Genomic DNA, 20,049 nt, shown 5'->3' on the forward strand with positions numbered 1-20,049 from the left:
TATTGAGATTGCAGAAATACTAATCAAAGCAATAATGTTTTTTTACGTCCCTGGTAATTTCCCATGTACAAGACATCCCAGCGGGAAAAGTTACTAGGTCTCCCTTACCCATTTGTACCGCTTGTCCTCCATCAGGAGTGACAACAACATTACCTGCTAAAAAGTAGCAAGTTTCTTGATCATCGTAAGTCCAAGAAAATTTAGATATTTCCTTTTCCCAAATTGGCCAGTTGAATACATCTAACTCATTAAGATGTGCAAGATTTGGTTGATGTACGACTTTAATTTCCATGAGTTGTATTTAACAATAAGATTGGATGTCTTCTCCACACTTATCTACTAAATAACATAATGCACGAAAACGCAAGCCGACAAACTGATCATAGAGGGGGTTGAATTTGCATAAAGGTGGAATATGGGCGATTTTTCGACCAAAAACCACGATATCACGCTCAAAGGGACATTGGGCAGGAATTAATTTAGCAATTAATCTAGCAACTCGACGATTATCAATTTCAATTTCGTCCAACCATTGACGGATTTTTTGCAATAAATCAAACTTATTTTTAACTGAATGGGTTTCTTTGATAGGGTTGACAAAACTAGAGATAACCATTGGTTGACTATTTGTTTTTAGCATGATGGTAAGTCCTATGTAGATGAGATTGATAAAATTTTGCCAATGTGGCAATTTGCACAACAAATTGTCTGGGAAATTTTCACTGAACTTAAAGAACGGTAAAGTAGTTGAACTAATTTTTATTTAAACTGGCTTTGTGTGGAAGAACTGTTCAGTTGAATACAAAATAACAAAGAAAATATAAAAATGGTATAGCCTTAGCTTATAGATTCCTGATATTGAATATATTAATTTTATATATATAATCTCTATGAATGGTAATAAAACGGCACAGTAATTCCAGGGAGAATTGCTGGAAAGACTGATGTATCTAGCTTTCTCCTCTAGCTGAACTGCATAATCATGAGGAGATGATGACATTAATTTTAGGTGATAGAAGATCGAGAAAAAAGTTGTGGAGGTTACTTTCTCGCAGGGAATAGGGAACAGGGAACAGGGAATTTTCTTCTTCTTTCTTCTTTCCCCTGAACTCCTGACTCGGTGACTCCCCCTACCGCTGACAGTTTTGTAAAATATAACTACAGAACTCGCAGAAACCTTCTCCTTCGGATGCTGTAGTTATATAAGTAGGCTTATGTTGTAACTGATTTTCATAACCGCGTATATTTGCTACACCTACGGAAATAGGAAAATAACGCTGGTTAAATAAACTTTCATCATTGGGACTGTCACCAACAGTGATCACCTGTTCGGGGAAGTAAGTAGGTAGGAAAATATTGACGTAGAACTTTTAATAAACCGGCAGCTTTATTTTGTCCTGGGGGTTGAATATGACACTGAACGTTGCTGTAAGTAAATCCCCAACCCATCTGTTGACAAAGATTACCTATTTTTTGTAGTTCCTCGGTTGTCAGTGAGGTAAGATCAAAAGTCCAGTCTGTGACTCGAAATAAATTATCAGCGGATTCTTGAATTTGTGGAAAATAAGTTTGTAAGTTAACAAAAGCCTCGGCTAAATCTTGACGATGGTTAACTAGGTCAGGAATATGGGTGAGTGTAACTGGATCAGAATTGTCTGATGGATAAAATAAACCACCATTTTCAGCTATCGCACCAGCTATAGGCATTAAACTACTGATAGCGCTTACCCATCCAGCGGATCTTCCAGTAACAATTAAGACCGGAATTTTAGCTGCGGATAACTGCTCTAAAGTATTTAGTAATTGAGGCGTAAATTTGCCATGTTTAGTGATTGTTCCATCCATATCTGTTGCCAATAGGTGAATATGATATGAATGCGCGGATGTTATATCAGACAACTGCTGTATATTGATAAGATGCTGATCCAAGTCACTAATAGGTTTGTACATATGATATTACCAAGAAAAGCTAGAAAATATTTATACTACGGCGAACTACTCAGTAAGATTTGGGCATTATAAACATCGGGAGTTAATAATTTCAGGTTGTCAATTATGGTTAGTACGATTTTTCTGGCTCAATCTTCTGGATCTAAGACGACACAAACGAGTAAAGTCTTACCTGTTATCCAGAAGTCTCACAGTCTACCTCTACCATTGCTGCTGTTTGCGGGTGGAGGAATGGTCTTAGTTCTGGTTGCTGTCATTGTCTATGCCAGAATCATAGTGCAAAGGGGTGAGAAAAAACTCAAATTTGAACAATTCCGCACGCGAGAATTAGAGAAAAAGTTGAAGTTGGCTTTGGAAACTATTCGCAAAATGGAAACGAATCCAGATTTAGTTCACTCACGAGAATTTAACCTAGATTATCTGCGGATGCGAATGTCAGAGGAAGTATTCCATTTTGCTCTAGTGAATCAAATTAAAGTCAAAGTTAAAGATAAGATCTCTTTATCACTGCGTCCTAACCAAGCTAATATAGGGTCTGTGGGGATTTCTAGTAGTACAGGTAGGCAAGTAGATGAAACGTTTGATATCGAGTATGAAACTGGTGTAGCACCCAACATTGTCAAGCGGGTGCTGTTTCGAGCGCAAATTCGGTTAATGAAGTTACCAACTCAAGCTACTTCTTCTACCATTAGTCAAATTATTGATTGTATAGAAACATACCTTAGTCCCAGAGAAGATGACGATACTTGGCAACCTACTATTCAAGGTCGGATTGTTTATATACACTGGGATCAAAAGGCTAAACCGACTCCGTTACTGGTACTAGAACAGTCAAATGAGGGGGTAAATGTGACATTTAGAACTAGCCGTCAAACTCCTCCGACGAGACAATAGTAGTTAGTAGGGTAACATCCTGTAGATGCTATAGCAGGAGTCAGGAGTCAGAAGTCAGGAGTTAAGAGTCTCTTACCATAAGGCTTTTATTGTAGATTCTGTATCTCATTCAAGTGCATACTGCTATATTCAGAAATAATCACCACTTTAAATTACTAACAAATACCGAAAAATTCAAAACTGAGAAAAACTTTTGGTGAGCAAGATATAAGGTTTATTTAAGAAGACGGATCATCCAAATTAGGAGTTATGCCCAGAAGTAACATTTTGAGCGTCACGAGTGAGGAGACCATCTTCCATTTCCACAATGCGATCGGCAATATCTAAGATCCGGTTGTCGTGAGTTACTAATAGGATGGCGGTTCCCTGTTCTTTGGCTAGACGCTGCATGATTTCTACTACATCACGTCCTGATTGTTTGTCTAATGCGGCTGTTGGTTCATCGGCTAAGACTAGGGGAGGATGATTGACTAAGGCGCGAGCGATCGCTATTCTTTGTTTTTGTCCACCAGATAAATTATCTGGATAGTAGTTAACCCGTTCTTGTAACCCTACAGATGCCAGCATCTCCTCTGATTGAGAAATAGCCGTTGATTGGGAAATACTATTATTTAATTCCACAGCCATTTGCACATTTTGCCGAGCCGTTAAAAAACCCAATAAATTATGAGCTTGGAAAATATAACCTATCTTCCGTCTCATCTGTACCAGTTTGTTTTGACTAGCACCACACAATTCATCACCTAAAAATTTTAAACTTCCCTCTTGTACCGACCTTAACCCACCAATCAAACTTAATAAAGTCGTTTTCCCTGAACCAGATGGTCCAGTCATAATCACAATTTCTCCGGCATATATTTCCAAATTAATATCAAATAAAATTTGTTTTCTTAGCGATCCTTTACCGTAGTAGTGATTGATATTTTTAATAGATATTACAGGTTCTTTGTTGATCATAATAGGGGAGTGTAGGAGTTCAGGAGGTAGGGGCGCAGGGCCTGCGCCCATTCAGGAGTCAGGAGTCAGGAGAAAGAAGAAAGAAGAAAGAAGAAAGAAGAAAGAAGAATAAAATATTGTTTTTCCCAATGACCAATGACTAATCTAAAAAATATCCGCTGGGTCGGCAGAGCTTAATTTCCGAATAGCAATCATCCCCGAAATAAAACACATTAGAATAGTTAACATGATTACCATAATGGCGCGATTATAACTCATAAATATGGGTAAAAGTGTAGCATCTCTAGCAACATTATAAAGAACCAAAGCGCAAGCAAATCCAGGTAAATAACCAACAACTGCTAATAAAAAAGCCTCTTGAAGAATCACAGTTAGTAAATAATTTTGAGTGTAACCTATAGCTTTGAGCGTAGCATATTCAGATAAATGATCATTGACTTCTGTATACAAAATCTGATAAACAATTACAGTTCCCACAATAAAACCCATAATTGTTCCCAAGGTAAAAATAAAGCCAATAGCCGTACTACTTGCCCAATAATTCCTCTCAAATTCAATAAATTCTTCCTTAGTTAAAACATTAATATCTGTAGGTAGATAACTGCGCAATTCTTGAGCTACCACTATGGGATCAGCCCCAGGTTTTAACTTAATAATACCAATATCAATCAATCCCCGCTGACGGTTATTAAAAATCCGCAAAAAGTTAACATCACTGGTAATCAAATTTCCATCTGCACCAAAAGATGCCCCTAATGTAAATAATCCACCCACCTGAACTTTTCTTCTGCGTACTTCTGCTGTGACAACTTTTCCGGCATTAAAACTATCAGCGATCGGACCATACTCTACCCGAGAAGAACGGTCATATAAAACCACATCAGGTAGTTTGAGTTTATTTAAATTTTCCTCGACTCCGGGTAAATCAAAAAGATTAACCTCTGGATTCATACCAAAAATTAAGATACTGCGAGGACGACCTGTAACAGGATTTCTCCAGCTTGTATAGTCTAAATATATAGGATGTACTGATTGCACTGTGGGCAAATCTAACGCCTTATATAAACGCCGTTGGGAAAAGGTTTTCATAGCCAAAACAGCATTAGATTGACTGTTAATTAAAACCACATCGCCAACTAGACTACTGTGCATTCTAACGTTACTGTAATAGAGTGCATCTCGGAAACCTAGCTGCATGAACATTAAAATATCAGCAAAGGCAATACCTGACAAAGCTACCGCTAGGCGAGTTTTTTCTCTTGTCAGTTGTAGCCAAGATAAAGGTATTTTTACTGCCATTTTCTAAATCTTTTGATCTGAATACTAATTAAGTAGTTGAACATGAATATTTGGCATAGAAATATGAGGTTAATTCTCATTAATTTCTACGGTGACTTTAGCGTTAGTTAAACCAGAAACTTGCTTGGTAAATTCTGGAGATAGGGCAATTTTCACTTCTACAACTCTGGCATCAATATCTGCGGCTGGATCATTATTTAAGACATCTTTTTTGCCGATTTTTCTACCAATTGATGTGATTGAGCCTTTTAGTTGACCGTCAAATGCGCCGTTGTCACTAGAGATAGTAGCAGTTTGACCCAAACGGACTTTATTAATACTATCTTCAGGAACTTCTGCAACTACGAACATCTGATCTGTTTGTCCGATTTCCGCAATTCCATTTGCTCCCATGATTTCCCCGGATTTGGTATGAACTTTTAATATTTCACCAGAACTAGGTGCTTTAACATAGCTTTGCTGAAGTTCAACTTGAGCTTTTCTCATTAAAGCAATGGCATTAGTAACTTGTGCTTGGGCTACTTGGACATTGAGCGGACTAACTACTAATATTCTGCTCAGTCTTTCTCTTTCTTCGTCTATTTGCCTTTGTAAAGTGGAGACAGTTTTGTTACGGTTGGCTGTGGCTTCAATTAACTGCTGTTGTAAAGTGGCTAGGGTTTTAATTTGATTAGCTCTAGCTTCGGAAACTTGCTGTTGAATGGTATCTATTGCCCGTTTTAAACTAGCTTGACTTTCGATTAACTGCTGATTTGTAGTTAACGCACTTAAGCGGCGGCGATCGCGTTCTTGCTGAGAAATAGCACCTTGTCCATATAAAAATTCATAGCGCCCATAATCTACCTGAGCATTTCGTTGTTCGGCTCGAATCCGCTCCATATTAGCTTTCAAGGAATTTCTTTGTCCCATTAGTTCCGCTTCCAAACGGTTGACTGTGGCTTGTTGGGCAACCTTCTCACCACTTAACTGGGCAGCAATTCGGCTAATTGTCGCCTGTTGAGCCTCTTTTTCCCCCGCTAATTGGGCTTGTAACCGAGAAATAATGAATCTTTGAGCTTGAGCATCTCTGGGTGGACCAGCACTAACTTGGGCTAAATTGGCACGGGATTCTTGCAATTTAGCTTTGGCTTCTTCTACTACTGCCATACTGGTGTCGCGGCTATCTAAAATTGCCACAACCTGTCCTTGCTGTACTCGTTGTCCTTCTCTGACTAAAAGTTGCTGGACTCGTGAACTGCCGGATAAACCCGCTGGTGCAGAAAGTTTAATTACTTCTCCTCTTGGTTCTAAGCGTCCTATGGCAGTAATACTATTAGGAACTGGGGCTACAGATACAGCAGAAGTTAGTTTTTTTAATTGTTCCATTCTCGCTGTAGCTAAGAACCCAGCAGCTATAGCAACGGGTAAAGCTACGGCAATACTTAACCAAATTTTCGGCTGCTCAAGTGCCTTTTCTGGGGATTTTGATTTTTCATTCACCCTTGACATGATATTTAACCTATTTATCTGAATTATGGTGATGAAACTAAAAAAGTAAATTAGCTGTAATTAAAATCCACAGCAAACTTTATGCAAGACTTACACCTTTTTGGGCTTTTGTTTTGGCAAGTTTATAATTATGGTTGGGTATAATCAACCTTGCATAAACTACACTTTGTGATTATTCAGGTGTATTATCTTGACATGAAAATTTCTGTCTCAAAGCAACCTGGTATACAATTGGTAGATTTAATAAATCATTAGTAGTTGAGATTTGACATTTCATTTTTTAGAAGATTTGCGAAACTTCAAAAGTTAAAGTTTACAAGAGCAAATAGGTAAGAATTTTAACAATTAATAATTACTAATTATCAGCCAAAACCAGATAACTAGGAATCTTCGTGATTAACGTTAGTTTTCCCTCCTAAAAGTATCAGTAATGATGACTTCATACAAATTCTACATTTATCAGTTGAGGGAAAACGTAACGCATTTTACAGATATAGTAATAGCAATTTTTAATTATGAACTATAAGATCCCCAACTTCTCTAAGAAGTCGGGGATCTGACTCTGCAAATCAAGTAATAGCAATTTTTAATTGCTGACACTTCTGGTAATATTTTCTCAGATTATTCTGGTAAATCTGGCAAGTCAAATAAAACTTTAGTCATATAATTTTCTGCCCAATCTACACCAAAAGCCTTTTCTAAAACTCTACGGGTTTTATCATTTTGTTGTTGTTTGGTACAATAATTATGTTGTCCAGCAACAATTTGAGCCACTTTTTCCGGTGCAACTGGACTAGAGGCGATCGCTTGGGTACAATGAATCTCTAAAAATGATTCTACGTGAGACAAAAAACTTGTTTCTTCTTCCGGGGAACTAGGACGAATAAACAGACAAAAATCGGAAAAAATATTGCCCCATTCTGGTAAATCACGAGGTTGAGAAAAGTTAGATGTGGTTAATTTACTAAGTTGGGAATTATAACCATCTGGTAAAATCCGATCTAAGTTTACTGGCGAAAGATCAGCAATAGCAGCACTAATTTGACCTCTACCTCCGACTAAATCACAACCAAATAGGGGCAGATCATATTCAGGACGAGGAAACATCACACAGTGGAGAATATCTAACATATTCCCCACCCTGGCTAGTTCCAAGTGCATTTTGCGAAACTGGGGACTGTGATAACAACGATTTTCAATAATCAGTTTTTCCCCTTCTAATTTACCTTCTACATATCCCAATTCCGCAGGTAAATGGTATGGTGATAAGTCTAGGTGTTTATGCCAAACCGCTTCAATACAATCAGCTAGTTGATGAATCAGGGGATGTTGTTGTTCACGAAGAGAAGGAATAGAAGACATCTTATTTAGGAAATACAATTTATTTCCTAGTTTACAATTATTTGTACCAGATCAACTATTCTCCTGATATTTCTCTTTCTAGCACCTCTTGTAGTTGTGGCAATAATGAGGATAAATCATTTTGAATTGTTTCCCAGACTCTACTCAAATCAACTTGAAAATATTCGTGAGTACAACATTTCACATCCCTCCCATTAACCGCCAAGGTATAAGAGGATAGCGTAACTGAATATCATTAGGAACATTTCTAGTAGCTTCTCCAATCACGACGAAATCATAGAGAACAGCTTTGACAAGCGTTTGATTTTTTGTAAATTCCTCAAACCTTACACCCTTTGTCCTTTGCTCAATTTCATTGATAGATAAGACAATATCTTGAATACGAAACCGCCAATCTCTAGAAGGCACGAATGACATCCTTTAATACAGGTTTTCGCAAATGTTCTCTCAAAGCATCCTCCGTTCCCAAATCAACAGAACATCCCAGAATATCTTCTAAATAATACTGCACTTGCAAAAGTTGAAACAACCCACCCGAACGATTAAACTCCACTAAAAAGTCTACATCGCTATCTGAACTAGCTTCATCCCGCACCACTGAACCAAACAAATTAAGGGATTTTACTCCCAGTTCCTGCAACTTTTCTCTATGTGCAGCTAAAGTTGCCAGTACCTCATCTCGTTTCATGCTTTATTTTCCTAAACCAATCTATATTAAGATAGTACCCGGATTTCTCACAAGCGAAAAAAATCATTCATAAAGAGTAAAACAAAGGCAGTTTATTTGATACATAAACAGCAAAGATGAAAAAAGGAAATTTCCTAAGTATATATTTGAGAAATTTAGTTAAATATCAAGAGCTATTCAGGCAAAATCTACTGATATAAATAATTGAATATTAAAATTAGACATGACAAAAATTTGAGTTGTTTTTTTGGAAGATTATAACTCTACTACATCAGCCCTCTCTTCATACTCTTTTTTTGACCAAGGTATTGTTAAAAGTAAAACCATTTCCAAAAAGCTGTTTTTTGACTTTCCTCTCCTTGTGTCGGTGGTTTAGCAACTTAATAAACTTTTAATTCTCATGGTGGATTAGAATTGTTACGTGGGAATACTGTAGGAAAGGCTAAACTATGAAAAGTATAAACTTAAAAATCAAGCGGCGGTTAGAAACCACGTCTACACAGGTAAAACCCACCGACCTGGGTTTAAAATCTTTGATTGCTCATTAGTCCGCGCAGGTGGACTTTGTTTGTGTATACTCAACACGGCTTAATTACTTGATTCTCCGGGTAGGGGTTTAGCACTGCTGATATGTGTCAACTTAAGGTAAAACGGGCGGTTAGAAACCGCGTCTACACAGGCAAAACCCACCTGCGTGGGTTTCAATCCTTGATTTTTCCTTAGTCCGCGCAGGCGGACTTTGTTTGTGTAGCCGTGAATTCCATTCGCCAGAGCTTAAGTTTACACCATTAAGCTTTTGCTTTACCCCTACAAATCTGGGGTTTTCGTGATTTTACAAAAGTCCATGTCACAACCGTTTTGAGTATAGCCGCGAATTTTATTCGCCAGGACTTCTCCTTCTACATTTCCCCCCAGGTACTACATGAGAGAAAAAATTGACGCTTTAACACAGAATTTGGCTCGTACCATTGTTGGTAAACATGAAGCTATACGCTTAGTGATAGTAGCTTTACTAGGTGGTGGTCATGCTTTACTAGAAGATGTCCCCGGTGTCGGTAAAACCCTTTTAGCCAAGTCTCTAGCTCGTTCTGTAGATGGTAAATTTCAACGGTTACAATGTACCCCTGACTTACTCCCTACAGATATCACCGGTACAAATATTTGGAATCCTAAAACTGGGGAATTTACATTTCTACAAGGTCCTGTATTTGCTAACGTCCTCCTAGCGGACGAAATTAACCGCGCTACACCCCGTACCCAGTCGGCTTTACTGGAAGTTATGGAAGAACATCAGGTAACGGTTGATGGTGTTTCTCGTCTAGTTCCGCAGCCATTCTTTGTAATTGCTACCCAAAACCCCATTGAGTACCAAGGGACGTTTCCCCTCCCAGAAGCGCAAATGGACCGATTTATGCTGTCTTTAAGTTTGGGTTATCCTTCGGAATCTGAGGAAATGCAAATGTTGGAAAATTTGCAAGCAGGTTTCAAGGTTGCTGATTTACAGCCTTGTATTACTTTAGAAGCAGTCCAAGCATTACGCCAAGCTTGTTCCCAAGTTAAGGTAGAAGTATCTTTGCAAAAATACATTTTGGAATTGGTGCGGACTACTAGACAGGATGAAGAAATCACTCTTGGTGTTAGTCCTCGTGGTACTGTCGCTTTACAAAAAGCCGCTCAAGCTTTGGCTTTTATTTTAGGTAGGGAATATGCTCTTCCTGATGATGTTAAGTTTCTCGCACCGCACGTTCTTTGTCATCGTCTGATTCCTAGAGGGGGACGCAATGCAAAAACTATAGTTGAACGATTATTACGATCTGTGCCTATTCCTTAATATAAAATATTACGGGGGGTACAAGGTACAACCTCCCAAAAACCTATAGGGATAAGGGGTAAAGTCTTTAAATAATTTGAATCCCAAACTGATGAGAAACCTTGAAAGTTTTGAAGATGTTATTTTTGATAGCGGTATGAACCGTATGGGTGAGCAAGGATGGGAATTAATGTCTGCAAGGAGAGCTTTAACTTGATTTTATTAGGCTTTGTTATTATTCCTGTTGGTGCATATATAAATATTTATCAAAAAGATAGAGATCATCCTCCTAACCTTTCTGAATTAGACCGGGCGTTGTTGAATTGAGGTATGAAATTGAAAAATCAAAAAAATGAAACTCTTACTCTCTGCGACTGGAGTGCCTCTGCGTGTTCGCGCAGCGTGCCGTAGGCATAATAAAATCATACTTTTACTCAGCAACACCGAAAAGGTTAATTTGATTATGGCACAGATACAGAAAACTCGATGTACTGCTGTTACAGATTCAATAGTGAGATTGATGTTATTTTGTTTTTGTACAAACTCTTTTATCCCCATCACCATACAAACTATGACACTCAATTTGTATTTACTGCGACATGGCGAAACTACTTTTAGTCAAAGTGGTAATTTCTGTGGTGAAACTGATGCAGATTTGACACCCGCAGGGATGGAAATGGCATCTAGTTTTGCTGATGTTTATCAAAAATTGCACTGGTCAGCGGTTTATGTTAGTCCGATGAAACGCGCCCTTGGAACCGCCAAGCCATTTTGTGATGCTACTGGTATGGAGATGCAGGTGCGGGAAGGACTCAGGGAAGGTAGTTATGGACAATGGGAAACTAAGAGTAAATCTTTTGCTCAAGAAAATTATGCAGAAAACTATGTAAAATGGTTGACAGAACCCGCTTGGAATGCACCCATTGGTGGAGAAACTGCGGTAGAGATTGCTAACCGTTCTATGCCTGTAATTGCGGAAATTCAAGAAAAACATCCCCAAGGTAATGTTTTAGTCGTTTCCCATAAAGCCACGATTAGGATTATGCTTTGCAGTTTACTGGGGATTGATTTGGGACGCTATCGTTATCGGGTCAATATTTTGGTGGCATCAGTAAGTATGGTTAAATTTGATGTGAATGGTCCTTTGTTGGAAATATTAGGCGATCGCCATCATCTACCAGATCATATTCGCTCTCGTCCAGGAACATAATATAGCAGGAGTCAGGAGTCACTGAGTAACGAAACCCAACACTTAATTCATATTACCATTAAACCTACTTTGAATCCTAAAGACTCTAGCAATATTCGTAAAAGATTAAATTCAATTTCACCTGTTTCTTGGAGTTTTTGTTCAAATTTTATCAGAATTTTTTGAACATCTTCAGACAATAAATTTACCCTTCCTCTTGCTTCAATTACATTAAAGAAGGCTTTTTTAATCTAAGAAATAGCAGCAGCTTCAGCGCGGTGAATGGTGGTTACCATCGGGTAGTTCGGTGACTTTTGCACCCATTTTATTGAGTTGTTATGTCATCACGGTAATGCGATCGCTCTCCCTATGATGCTAACATTTTCGTATTAAGAACAAGTTCTCAAATATTCTTGAAAAACTGGAGACAATTTAAACAGAATTTTATCTTCTTTGATTTTCGTGATTAAATACCGTTGTTGTAAGGATTGTAACCCATTATTAAAATCAACTGAGGATAAATTTAAGCTTTGTCTTAATTCTTCTCTGGAAATAGGGGTTTCAAATTTACTTAGTTCTAATACTATTTGTTGTTCTTGGGGTGATAGGTGGTGAAATGTCTCTTGAAAATGAGACTATATTTACAGGAATATCTAAATGTAATATTCCATCTTGACCAACATGAGAATTTAAAGTTATTGTTTCCATATAATTAATTATTTCTTTCTTTCAAGTTTCATCAATAATTTTTTCCGTTTTGTTAGTTAATATTAATCCCTAAAATTACGGATAATGCTTGTTCTAATTTAACCAAATAATCATCTTCTAAATGACCAATAATTTTATTAATTCTTAATTTATCTATGACTCTAATTTGCTCACATAAAATAACTGAATCCTGTTTTAAGCCTCCAATATTAGCGGGTATAAATACATGAGATGTTAAAATAGTTTGTCGAATTTTTGAAGTCAAAGGTACAATGATTGTATGAGGACTGACTTTATTAGCTTGATCTATTTGTACAATTACAACTGGTCTAATTCCTGCCTGTTCTGTTCCTCTAACTGGATTAAGATCACATAAAACAATATCTCCTCTTTTTAAATCTACCACTTAATTTCTCCTTTTGCCAATCTATCTTCATAATCTTCTAAATTAGAAAGATAATCATTAAAATTAGATTCAGCTATTTCTAAAGATTCTCCGACATCTGGATATAGTTTTTCATAACCATTAAATAATTTTCTTTTAGCTAATTGCTCAAATAATAAATATTTTTCTTCACCGGAAAGAGACTCAATTGATTCCACAATTTTATTGATAGTTTGATTCATAAAACATCTCCTATTGTTTATGGTATTGATATTATATCACAAACCACTTAACCTATCCCCTAATAAATTTCCTTTTTGTAATTCCGTAATAAAAAACACTAGGCTTTTACAAGCCCTCACTTACCCGAAGGGAAGTGATGGGTGGTTGACTTTGAAATCCCTGTTCCTGCTGATAAAACCAGATTCTAAAATCTGGATCAAACACAATGTTCCATTCCATGATATAAAGACAATATATTCTATATATGGAATATTAACAATATTTTGCCAATCTACCGCCCCTTTACCCCGTCCCTAAAAACTATTGACAAATTTCCCGTAATGTGCTTGTGAAGTTGGGATAAGAAATAGCAGCAGCTTCAGCGCGGTGAATGGTGGTTGTACCAGTAGCGTTAAGGGCTGCGATCGCTAAACTCATGGCAATGCGATGATCTGTATGGCTATCTACTTCTGCACCAACTAGGGGAGTACCACCGGTGATTTCCATTCCGTCGGGTAATTCGCTGATTTTTGCCCCCATTTTAGTGAGTTGTTGTGCCATCACGGTAATGCGATCGCTCTCCCTATGATGCTAACATTTTCGTATTAAGAACAAGTTCTCAAATATTCTTGAAAAACTGGAGACAATTTAAACAGAATTTTATCTTCTTTGATTTTCGTGATTAAATACCGTTGTTGCAAGGATTGTAACCCATTATTAAAATCTACTGAGGATAAATTTAAACTTTGTCTTAATTCTTCTCTGGAAATAGGGGTTTCAAATTTACTTATTTCTAATACTATTTCTTGTTCTTGGGGTGATAGGTGGTGAAATGTCTCTTGAAAATGAGACTGAATTTGATTGGTAATATGTAAAGTATTTTCAGCTAAAAAATCAACAACTTGACCATCATAATTTTTATGGATTAATATACTAATACTTTTTAAATAAAGTAAATTACCTTCATATAATTTGATTAATTTTAACCAACTATCCTCATTTTTTAATCCTGTATTGTTGAGGATTTCTGGATTATCTAAACCTGATAATTCTAAAGATTTAATAGGATATAATTCTTCATCTAAACATTCCATTTCTGGACATTGTTCTTGACTAATTAATATGACGCTACTTTGATGTTGGGTTTCTGTAATCATTTTGAATAAGGTTTGATAATCTTGATATTCTGGTTGATATTTTCCCGCGAATTGAGTAGGAATAAAGATATTTTGCAGATCATCAAGGATAATTAAACATTTTTTATTTGTGAGAATATCAAATAATTGTTTTAATTTATCATTTATTGTTGGTAATGATTCTAATTTGTGATGTTTGAGTAAATCATCAAGTAATAAATTTAAGGATTGAGGAAATTTTAAACTTCTCCAAACAATAGCATCAAATTTTTGTTGATGTAAGTCTATAAATCTTTTAACGAGTGTGGTTTTACCAATACCGGATAATCCTAAGATTGAGATTAAATTAGTAGTTTGGTTTAATATCCAATGGTTAAGCGTTTGTAGTTCAGTTTCTCTGTTATGAAACTTGATGATTTGGGGTGCTAGGGTTAAGTCGTGATGAGATAATTTAGATTGAGTATTTATATTAGTTTCTTGATTTTGTTTATTAGGCTGTTTTGTTGTTTGTGGATGATAAAAATAATTGTTAGTACCATTTATATTATAAATATTAGAATTTTTAGATGATTTAATATATACCCTTTCTAATGTAGAACGAAAATTAGTTTTTTTAATATCTTCACCTAATGCTTGAGATAAAAGTTGCCATAATTCAGCACCTATATCTCCTACATGATTTTTAGTAACATTAAATTCTTGTGCAATATCATCATAGGTTCGTCTTTCCCATGTTCCCTGAACTACAGCAGTTTGAACGTTGTCTAAATGCTTGCCAGTTTTTTCAAAGACTATCTTATCAACAAATGTTACAACTTCGTTTACATTCATAGAATTTATACAGTGTAAAGCTTTTAACCATTATAGATGAATATTGTTCAATTTTTTCCGATCTTTTCCTATTTTTTTCTTAATATTTTGTAATAAAACAACCGTATAAATCCGTTTATATCAGACTGGTTAAAATACTGAAATTCTGGCATTGTTGTAGATGAGTAAAACAAATTAAGTATTAATATGGAGTACACGATTGTCAAAGACAGTGATAAGTCAAGTAAGCAAGAGAAAGCACAGACTTTAGTAATTTTATGCCAATTGATCCAATTTCTTGGGCAATAATTATAGGCAGCGCTTTAGCAGGGTTTACTGTTGGTTATTTCTGGGATGAAATTCAGGAATGGGCTAGTCGAATGCTAGGCTATATCCTTGATTCTATCAACAGAGCAATTGAACTCACATCAGACGCAACTGTTTATCTTGTAAAACAAGGCGCTCGTTTTTATAAGAGAATAGAAGTTTATGTCAGAAATCGTAACTCTGGTGTGACAACCCTTAAATACAGAGAGGAGGAAGTTGCCGAAGTCCCGGCTGAAGTTGAAGACCAATTTAGGAGAAACGACAAAATAAAAGTTATGCAACAGGCAACTTAGGAGACAATCAGTTATGGATAAGCAGGAAAGCCTTCAAGATAAGTTTGGTAAGCTATTCAACAATATAACGAGTATCCCTAAAAAACTTGCAGATGCAGTTGAGGAGGGATTGCAAGAAACTTCTAAGTTAGTCTGTGTTCAAGAAGGATTGTTGAATTTTGAGCGAATTGAAGAAGATGTGAGACGGATACAAGGAGATATGAAAGCCAGAGGTGATATAGTTCTTGGCAGTCATCTTATCTTAGATGATGAACGGAACTTTATGGAAATTCGGACTTACACTAAGAGAGATGATAAAACTTTTGTCATCACAGTTGATGCTGAAGTAAAACGAGTAACTAATCTTCCCTCTGACATTTTAGAAAAACTACAAAAGGAAAGGCGTGTTGAACTCAATTTAGTAGTTTAGGACTTAGTAAGTAGGTTGGGTGGAGGTAACGAAACCCAACATTCAGAATCTATAATTAAAGGAGTATCTTTTAAACATCCTGATGTTTCTTCAAAAAAATTAGCAGGCCAACCTTTTCCTTTTGGTTTATTTTCTTGTTGAAAATCATCACTAGGGTTTAAAATAATAGTAATAGTTAAATCAGCATTAACCATATTTACAGGAATATCTAAATGTAATATTCCATCTTCACCAACATGAGAATTTAAGGTTATTGTTTCCATAGCATTTAATTACATGGAGTCATTTTCACTAAGATATATCTAAATTATACATCAGATATTTAAAATTGCCAAATTAAACAAATACCGCAAACATTGGCTTATTATTTGATAATTTTTGATAATTTCCGCTAAACTAAACTAAAATAGTTGTATAATTACAATAATATTATTATACCAATAAACAAATATGCAACAACTAATCATTCAAATTGCTGATAAAGAAAAAGCACAGATGCTATTAAAACTTATTTCTGCTTTAGATTTTGTTAACTCTGTAGAAGTAATAGAAGATAACACAAATATATCTGATGATGAGCAAGATTTTTTTTCTTTGGCAGGAATCTGGGAAAATAGAAATATTACTACTGAGTCCATTCGTCAAGAAGCATGGAGACAAGAAACGAAATGATTTTATTTCTCCTTTAGCCAATCTAGCTTCATAATTTTCTAAATTAGAAAGATAATCATTGAAATCAGATTCAGTTTCATATGATACAAGAATATTCAAGTTATCAGTTAAGGATCGTGGATTAAATAACCTGTAATTCCCGGTTATTATCTTTGACGTAGGACAAGAAACCTCAAACAAAGTTTGACACCTTATTAAATTCATGATCCTAAGCAGAAAAAGCAAAAACATCAATCTCAATTTTTCTCTGAGATTTTTGATTACTATTCAACATTAAACGAATATTTTCAGCAGTTTCACTACTAAAGGTTATTTCTCCACAACGAGAACAAACCTTAGCTGGAATACCCTCTACTAAAATTAGTTTACCTTTGAATTCAAAAGTTTCATTAACTAATTCTTCAGTAAATTTATCTGAACCACAAATATGACAACTTTCCATCATAACCTCCTTTGGGAATAATCAATCCATTCAGTTTGATCAGGCTCATATAAAGTAATAATAGTTAAAATATCAGATTCTCGTCTTGATACCTGTAAATGTAAAGGACGATTATTAATTGTCAATCCTAAAATTAAACAGCTAGGAGAGTATTTATCATCTGGATAATCTTCAATAATAATTGCATTATCTCCTGTTTCCATTATTTCCGCGCGACTGATATTTCTTTCAACTAAACGTTTTAGTCCATGACGAGTAAATTCAAACTTTCCTGACTTAAGTTGTTCACGAATTTCATCTATAGATTTCATTAGTTATGGCGCGATCTGCTACAAATTGATAAAATGGGTTCATTGACTCCACTGTTGTGCGAAGGATGCAGTTCTAGCTGTAGCAGCATTGAGTTCAAGATTAACAAGATTATCTAACTCAATTTGTATTTCTGGCGGAAGTTTCTGTTCCTGATCTCGTGCTATCCTCCACATAGTCATTAGTTCGGATAAACGTTCTTGTTGATCTCTAGTGAAGAATTGATCGGGATGAAAGTTATCAATAATTAATAATGCCCGAAATTCAACTTCACCTAACTGTGTAGTCAAAGCATCTAAAGCTTGACCGGCAGTTTTACCAACAGACTGTTTATCTCCAGCAATAGCACGATAAGACCTTTCACCACTGGCATTTGATATAGGTAAAATGGCAACTGTAGTCATAATGCTGATTAAGAATATTTGTTGTTTATCAATTATACCCCAGTTCTCTATTCCCTGTCCCTAAAAATTATTGACAAATTTCCCGTAGTGTGTTTGTGAAGTTGGGATAAGAAATAGCAGCAGCTTCAGCGCGGTGAATGGTGGTTGTACCAGTAGCGTTAAGGGCTGCGATCGCTAAACTCATGGCAATGCGATGATCTGTATGGCTATCTACTTCTGCACCAACTAGGGGAGTACCACCGGTGATTTCCATCCCGTCGGGTAGTTCGCTGATTTTTGCCCCCATTTTATTGAGTTGTTGTGCCATGACGGTAATGCGATCGCTCTCTTTGACTCTTAACTCCTCCGCATCCCTGATAATGGTTGTCCCCTCAGCAAAAGCCGCCGCAACTGCCAAAATGGGAATTTCATCAATTAATCTGGGAATAATATCACCAGCGATGGTACAGCTTTTTAAACCACCGGAACGGACGCGGATATCAGCTACAGGTTCTCCTGCTACTTCCCGCTGGTTCTCTAGTTGAATATCTGCCCCCATTAATTCCAAAGCTTCTAAAATCCCCGTGCGGGTCGGGTTGACACCGACATTTTCCACTACCAAATCTGAACCAGGAACGATCGCCCCCGCAACTAACCAAAAAGCTGCTGAACTGATATCACCAGGGACAATTACGGTTTGTCCGTAGAGTTTCGCCCCACCTGTGATCGTGACGCTATTTGTGTCTGGATCTATACTTAATTCTGCGCCATAAGCCCTTAACATTCGTTCACTGTGATCCCGTGATAAAGCGGGTTCGGTGACGGTGGTTTGTCCTTCGGTGTTTAAACCCGCCAGGAGGATACAGGATTTAACTTGCGCCGAAGCAATGGGAGAATGATAATGAATGGGTTGCAGGGCTTGTCCTTGAATGGCTAGAGGTGCTAGAGTGTTATCCTTGCGTCCCCAAATTTGCGCCCCCATTTGTTGCAAAGGTTTGACGACACGGGACATAGGACGCGATCGCAAAGAACTATCACCTGTCACCGTGAAAAATCGCCCTGGATGGGAGGCTAACAACCCCAACATCAACCGCATCGTTGTCCCAGAATTACCAGCGTCCAAGACGTTTATAGGCTCTTGAAAATTGCCTAAACCAATGCCTTTGACTGTTACCAATTCTGTGTTTAATTCCGAAATTTCCGCCCCTAGCGCCCGAAAACAGGCAGCAGTGCTACGGGGGTCTTCACCTAACAGCAATCCTTGAATCTGAGTTTCCCCTTGTGCGATCGCCCCCAGCATCAAAGCGCGATGGGAAATAGACTTATCACCAGGAACTCGGATACGTCCCTGCAAAGACAATCCAGCCACAGGGCGCTGAATAATTAAGTGATCCGAAGAGTTTGCTTGAGTTTCTAAATTAATAACAATAGCCGACATTAGGATACAATGACTTTTGAATAGAATAAAAGCTAAACAGCGACTTGTTTATCACTATTCACTTCCAATTTAGTATCCTACCGCTTTTTGGCAACTATAATCTTTCTTCTGGTAGATAACAGGTGACAGATAATACCATATTGAATTGTCTAGATTAACAAATCAAAATATTTGCTGACGATGAACCAGGTTTTACTATTTATTAGACATCTTGTTTGAATGTCTTGTTTTTTGTTGCTTCCACCAAAAACGTCAGCCGTAACGTTAAATAGTAGGCAGAATCAGCAATTTAGAAAATCGCTCAACTTTTATTCTTTATTTGTAACCCCTCACACTCTCATGCTAACTCACCACCGCAAACCCGTCTGTTTATCAATGATTTCCACTGACTTGCCGATTTGGTCTGTGGTTGACACTGCTGGAACTTTAATTCAAAAGGATACAGATAAATTTCATTTACTATTAACTGCACCACCTCTGATTAGTTGTGAGGTAGGCAGTTATTTCAATCAAGAAGATACAATTTACCCAACTAAAAACAATTTTTCTCCTCCTAGCAGTCCCAGAATTTTATGGTTGGAAATTTCATCTCGGCGGTTAATTATGACAATGCAAGGTAATGCACAAGTTAGTTACCGTCACTTTTGGGAGTTAGGTGTATATGGTATTAGTCGTTTTTGGTTGCCAAATGAATCATTACAACCCCATCAACCTATTCGTTTGCGGAATTTTACCAAAACTTTCACTCTCAGTGGACATCCTTTTCCAGAACATCTCCGTTTAGAATACGAATTCTGGACAGGAAAAGTGCAATTGGGTTGTTATATTCTCAATTTAGAAATTCAGCATTGAAGGGAACAGGGGGCAGGGGGCAGGGG

At 36.9% G+C, this 20,049-nt stretch carries 24 protein-coding genes and 2 pseudogenes; 7 read left to right on the top strand and 19 right to left on the bottom strand.

Features of this window, described 5'->3' with window-relative positions:
- Window positions 1–19: 19 nt before the first annotated feature.
- From IQ226_RS12480 to IQ226_RS12490, 3 genes and pseudogenes are all read right to left on the bottom strand, one after another.
- Window positions 20–292, bottom strand: a complete 273-nt coding sequence (locus IQ226_RS12480) for a cupin domain-containing protein (RefSeq protein ID WP_027400915.1) — start codon at window positions 290–292, stop codon at window positions 20–22.
- 9 nt (window positions 293–301) lie between these two features.
- Window positions 302–640, bottom strand: a complete 339-nt coding sequence (locus IQ226_RS12485) for a Mo-dependent nitrogenase C-terminal domain-containing protein (RefSeq protein WP_193895806.1) — start codon at window positions 638–640, stop codon at window positions 302–304.
- A gap of 490 nt (window positions 641–1,130) precedes the next feature.
- Window positions 1,131–1,950, bottom strand: a pseudogene (locus IQ226_RS12490) (HAD-IIB family hydrolase).
- 105 nt (window positions 1,951–2,055) lie between these two features.
- Here IQ226_RS12490 and IQ226_RS12495 point away from each other — a divergent pair.
- Window positions 2,056–2,844 carry a hypothetical protein gene (locus tag IQ226_RS12495; protein ID WP_193895808.1) on the top strand — a complete coding sequence of 263 codons (789 nt, stop codon included), beginning with the start codon at window positions 2,056–2,058 and terminating at the stop codon, window positions 2,842–2,844.
- 240 nt (window positions 2,845–3,084) lie between these two features.
- Here IQ226_RS12495 and IQ226_RS12500 read toward each other — a convergent pair whose 3' ends face one another.
- The 7 genes from IQ226_RS12500 to IQ226_RS12525 all read right to left on the bottom strand — a co-directional run bounded on the left by IQ226_RS12500 (window position 3,085) and on the right by IQ226_RS12525 (window position 8,638).
- Window positions 3,085–3,801 carry a DevA family ABC transporter ATP-binding protein gene (locus IQ226_RS12500; protein ID WP_193895810.1) on the bottom strand — a complete coding sequence of 239 codons (717 nt, stop codon included), beginning with the start codon at window positions 3,799–3,801 and terminating at the stop codon, window positions 3,085–3,087.
- Between the two features lie 144 nt (window positions 3,802–3,945).
- The gene (devC, locus tag IQ226_RS12505; RefSeq protein WP_193895812.1) at window positions 3,946–5,100 is read right to left on the bottom strand and encodes an ABC transporter permease DevC; all 1,155 of its coding nucleotides are present in this window, start codon (window positions 5,098–5,100) and stop codon (window positions 3,946–3,948) included.
- A 69-nt stretch (window positions 5,101–5,169) separates the two neighbouring features.
- A complete protein-coding gene (locus tag IQ226_RS12510) occupies window positions 5,170–6,588 on the bottom strand; it encodes an HlyD family efflux transporter periplasmic adaptor subunit (protein ID WP_193895814.1) in 1,419 nt (472 codons plus the stop codon).
- Window positions 6,589–7,209: 621 nt separating this feature from the next.
- Window positions 7,210–7,950 carry a phycocyanobilin:ferredoxin oxidoreductase gene (locus tag IQ226_RS12515; RefSeq protein ID WP_193895816.1) on the bottom strand — a complete coding sequence of 247 codons (741 nt, stop codon included), beginning with the start codon at window positions 7,948–7,950 and terminating at the stop codon, window positions 7,210–7,212.
- A gap of 55 nt (window positions 7,951–8,005) precedes the next feature.
- Window positions 8,006–8,134 (bottom strand): HepT-like ribonuclease domain-containing protein, encoded by a 129-nt coding sequence (locus tag IQ226_RS25935; RefSeq protein WP_370567130.1) that lies wholly within the window; start codon window positions 8,132–8,134, stop codon window positions 8,006–8,008.
- Window positions 8,131–8,358: a DUF86 domain-containing protein gene (locus tag IQ226_RS12520; protein WP_370567131.1), complete on the bottom strand. Its 228-nt coding sequence runs from the start codon at window positions 8,356–8,358 to the stop codon at window positions 8,131–8,133. The genes IQ226_RS25935 and IQ226_RS12520 overlap by 4 nt, the downstream gene beginning before the upstream one ends.
- A complete protein-coding gene (locus IQ226_RS12525; protein WP_193895819.1) occupies window positions 8,348–8,638 on the bottom strand; it encodes a nucleotidyltransferase family protein in 291 nt (96 codons plus the stop codon). Before IQ226_RS12525 ends, IQ226_RS12520 begins: the two co-directional genes overlap by 11 nt.
- Before the next feature lie 922 nt (window positions 8,639–9,560).
- On the opposite strand from IQ226_RS12525, the gene IQ226_RS12530 reads away from it, so the two are divergent.
- Window positions 9,561–10,469: a MoxR family ATPase gene (locus IQ226_RS12530; protein WP_193895821.1), complete on the top strand. Its 909-nt coding sequence runs from the start codon at window positions 9,561–9,563 to the stop codon at window positions 10,467–10,469.
- A 550-nt stretch (window positions 10,470–11,019) separates the two neighbouring features.
- Entirely contained in the window at window positions 11,020–11,658 is a 639-nt protein-coding gene (locus IQ226_RS12535) for a histidine phosphatase family protein (RefSeq protein WP_193895822.1), read from the top strand.
- Window positions 11,659–12,397: 739 nt separating this feature from the next.
- Here IQ226_RS12535 and IQ226_RS12540 read toward each other — a convergent pair.
- The 4 genes and pseudogenes from IQ226_RS12540 to IQ226_RS12555 all read right to left on the bottom strand — a co-directional run bounded on the left by IQ226_RS12540 (window position 12,398) and on the right by IQ226_RS12555 (window position 14,919).
- Window positions 12,398–12,751, bottom strand: coding sequence for a type II toxin-antitoxin system PemK/MazF family toxin (locus tag IQ226_RS12540; protein ID WP_193895824.1), 354 nt, complete (start codon window positions 12,749–12,751; stop codon window positions 12,398–12,400).
- A complete protein-coding gene (locus IQ226_RS12545) occupies window positions 12,745–12,972 on the bottom strand; it encodes a hypothetical protein (RefSeq protein ID WP_193895845.1) in 228 nt (75 codons plus the stop codon). The genes IQ226_RS12540 and IQ226_RS12545 overlap by 7 nt, the downstream gene beginning before the upstream one ends.
- A gap of 301 nt (window positions 12,973–13,273) precedes the next feature.
- Window positions 13,274–13,537, bottom strand: a pseudogene (locus tag IQ226_RS12550) (3-phosphoshikimate 1-carboxyvinyltransferase); the annotation flags it as partial.
- A 20-nt stretch (window positions 13,538–13,557) separates the two neighbouring features.
- A complete protein-coding gene (locus IQ226_RS12555) occupies window positions 13,558–14,919 on the bottom strand; it encodes an ATP-binding protein (protein WP_193895826.1) in 1,362 nt (453 codons plus the stop codon).
- 257 nt (window positions 14,920–15,176) lie between these two features.
- On the opposite strand from IQ226_RS12555, the gene IQ226_RS12560 reads away from it, so the two are divergent.
- A complete protein-coding gene (locus IQ226_RS12560) occupies window positions 15,177–15,518 on the top strand; it encodes a hypothetical protein (RefSeq protein WP_193895828.1) in 342 nt (113 codons plus the stop codon).
- Window positions 15,519–15,531: 13 nt separating this feature from the next.
- Window positions 15,532–15,927, top strand: a complete 396-nt coding sequence (locus tag IQ226_RS12565; RefSeq protein WP_193895830.1) for a hypothetical protein — start codon at window positions 15,532–15,534, stop codon at window positions 15,925–15,927.
- Here the strand turns inward: IQ226_RS12565 and IQ226_RS12570 are convergent.
- Complete coding sequence (locus IQ226_RS12570; protein ID WP_193895832.1) at window positions 15,924–16,190, bottom strand: hypothetical protein; 267 nt, start codon at window positions 16,188–16,190, stop codon at window positions 15,924–15,926. The genes IQ226_RS12565 and IQ226_RS12570 overlap by 4 nt on opposite strands.
- Window positions 16,191–16,377: 187 nt before the next feature.
- Between IQ226_RS12570 and IQ226_RS12575 the strand changes: the two genes are divergently transcribed.
- The gene (locus IQ226_RS12575) at window positions 16,378–16,599 is read left to right on the top strand and encodes a hypothetical protein (RefSeq protein WP_015078156.1); all 222 of its coding nucleotides are present in this window, start codon (window positions 16,378–16,380) and stop codon (window positions 16,597–16,599) included.
- Between the two features lie 208 nt (window positions 16,600–16,807).
- Here IQ226_RS12575 and IQ226_RS12580 read toward each other — a convergent pair whose 3' ends face one another.
- The 4 genes from IQ226_RS12580 to aroA form a co-directional block, all read right to left on the bottom strand.
- Window positions 16,808–17,044 (bottom strand): YgiT-type zinc finger protein, encoded by a 237-nt coding sequence (locus tag IQ226_RS12580; protein ID WP_228039399.1) that lies wholly within the window; start codon window positions 17,042–17,044, stop codon window positions 16,808–16,810.
- Window positions 17,041–17,352 (bottom strand): DUF4258 domain-containing protein, encoded by a 312-nt coding sequence (locus tag IQ226_RS12585; RefSeq protein ID WP_193895834.1) that lies wholly within the window; start codon window positions 17,350–17,352, stop codon window positions 17,041–17,043. The genes IQ226_RS12580 and IQ226_RS12585 overlap by 4 nt, the downstream gene beginning before the upstream one ends.
- Window positions 17,353–17,391: 39 nt before the next feature.
- Entirely contained in the window at window positions 17,392–17,754 is a 363-nt protein-coding gene (locus IQ226_RS12590) for a hypothetical protein (RefSeq protein WP_193895836.1), read from the bottom strand.
- 67 nt (window positions 17,755–17,821) lie between these two features.
- Window positions 17,822–19,171, bottom strand: a complete 1,350-nt coding sequence (gene aroA / locus IQ226_RS12595; RefSeq protein ID WP_193895838.1) for a 3-phosphoshikimate 1-carboxyvinyltransferase — start codon at window positions 19,169–19,171, stop codon at window positions 17,822–17,824.
- A 339-nt stretch (window positions 19,172–19,510) separates the two neighbouring features.
- On the opposite strand from aroA, the gene IQ226_RS12600 reads away from it, so the two are divergent.
- Complete coding sequence (locus IQ226_RS12600) at window positions 19,511–20,023, top strand: hypothetical protein (RefSeq protein WP_193895840.1); 513 nt, start codon at window positions 19,511–19,513, stop codon at window positions 20,021–20,023.
- The last annotated feature ends 26 nt before the right edge of the window (window positions 20,024–20,049 follow it).

This window comes from Dolichospermum sp. LEGE 00240 (genome assembly GCF_015207875.1).
In the GTDB taxonomy this organism is placed as follows: Bacteria; Cyanobacteriota; Cyanobacteriia; order Cyanobacteriales; family Nostocaceae; genus Dolichospermum; species Dolichospermum gracile.

Excerpts from the sequence above, each read along its gene's own strand:
- IQ226_RS12480 (WP_027400915.1), bottom strand. The coding sequence starts at position 292 with ATGGAAATTAAAGTCGTACATCAACCAAATCTTGCACATCTTAATGAG.
- IQ226_RS12485 (WP_193895806.1), bottom strand. The coding sequence starts at position 640 with ATGCTAAAAACAAATAGTCAACCAATGGTTATCTCTAGTTTTGTCAAC.
- IQ226_RS12495 (WP_193895808.1), top strand. The coding sequence starts at position 2,056 with ATGGTTAGTACGATTTTTCTGGCTCAATCTTCTGGATCTAAGACGACA.
- IQ226_RS12500 (WP_193895810.1), bottom strand. The coding sequence starts at position 3,801 with ATGATCAACAAAGAACCTGTAATATCTATTAAAAATATCAATCACTAC.
- devC (WP_193895812.1), bottom strand. The coding sequence starts at position 5,100 with ATGGCAGTAAAAATACCTTTATCTTGGCTACAACTGACAAGAGAAAAA.
- IQ226_RS12510 (WP_193895814.1), bottom strand. The coding sequence starts at position 6,588 with ATGTCAAGGGTGAATGAAAAATCAAAATCCCCAGAAAAGGCACTTGAG.
- IQ226_RS12515 (WP_193895816.1), bottom strand. The coding sequence starts at position 7,950 with ATGTCTTCTATTCCTTCTCTTCGTGAACAACAACATCCCCTGATTCAT.
- IQ226_RS12525 (WP_193895819.1), bottom strand. The coding sequence starts at position 8,638 with ATGAAACGAGATGAGGTACTGGCAACTTTAGCTGCACATAGAGAAAAG.
- IQ226_RS12530 (WP_193895821.1), top strand. The coding sequence starts at position 9,561 with ATGAGAGAAAAAATTGACGCTTTAACACAGAATTTGGCTCGTACCATT.
- IQ226_RS12535 (WP_193895822.1), top strand. The coding sequence starts at position 11,020 with ATGACACTCAATTTGTATTTACTGCGACATGGCGAAACTACTTTTAGT.
- IQ226_RS12545 (WP_193895845.1), bottom strand. The coding sequence starts at position 12,972 with ATGAATCAAACTATCAATAAAATTGTGGAATCAATTGAGTCTCTTTCC.
- IQ226_RS12555 (WP_193895826.1), bottom strand. The coding sequence starts at position 14,919 with ATGAATGTAAACGAAGTTGTAACATTTGTTGATAAGATAGTCTTTGAA.
- IQ226_RS12560 (WP_193895828.1), top strand. The coding sequence starts at position 15,177 with ATGCCAATTGATCCAATTTCTTGGGCAATAATTATAGGCAGCGCTTTA.
- IQ226_RS12565 (WP_193895830.1), top strand. The coding sequence starts at position 15,532 with ATGGATAAGCAGGAAAGCCTTCAAGATAAGTTTGGTAAGCTATTCAAC.
- IQ226_RS12570 (WP_193895832.1), bottom strand. The coding sequence starts at position 16,190 with ATGGAAACAATAACCTTAAATTCTCATGTTGGTGAAGATGGAATATTA.
- IQ226_RS12575 (WP_015078156.1), top strand. The coding sequence starts at position 16,378 with ATGCAACAACTAATCATTCAAATTGCTGATAAAGAAAAAGCACAGATG.
- IQ226_RS12580 (WP_228039399.1), bottom strand. The coding sequence starts at position 17,044 with ATGATGGAAAGTTGTCATATTTGTGGTTCAGATAAATTTACTGAAGAA.
- IQ226_RS12585 (WP_193895834.1), bottom strand. The coding sequence starts at position 17,352 with ATGAAATCTATAGATGAAATTCGTGAACAACTTAAGTCAGGAAAGTTT.
- IQ226_RS12590 (WP_193895836.1), bottom strand. The coding sequence starts at position 17,754 with ATGACTACAGTTGCCATTTTACCTATATCAAATGCCAGTGGTGAAAGG.
- aroA (WP_193895838.1), bottom strand. The coding sequence starts at position 19,171 with ATGTCGGCTATTGTTATTAATTTAGAAACTCAAGCAAACTCTTCGGAT.
- IQ226_RS12600 (WP_193895840.1), top strand. The coding sequence starts at position 19,511 with ATGCTAACTCACCACCGCAAACCCGTCTGTTTATCAATGATTTCCACT.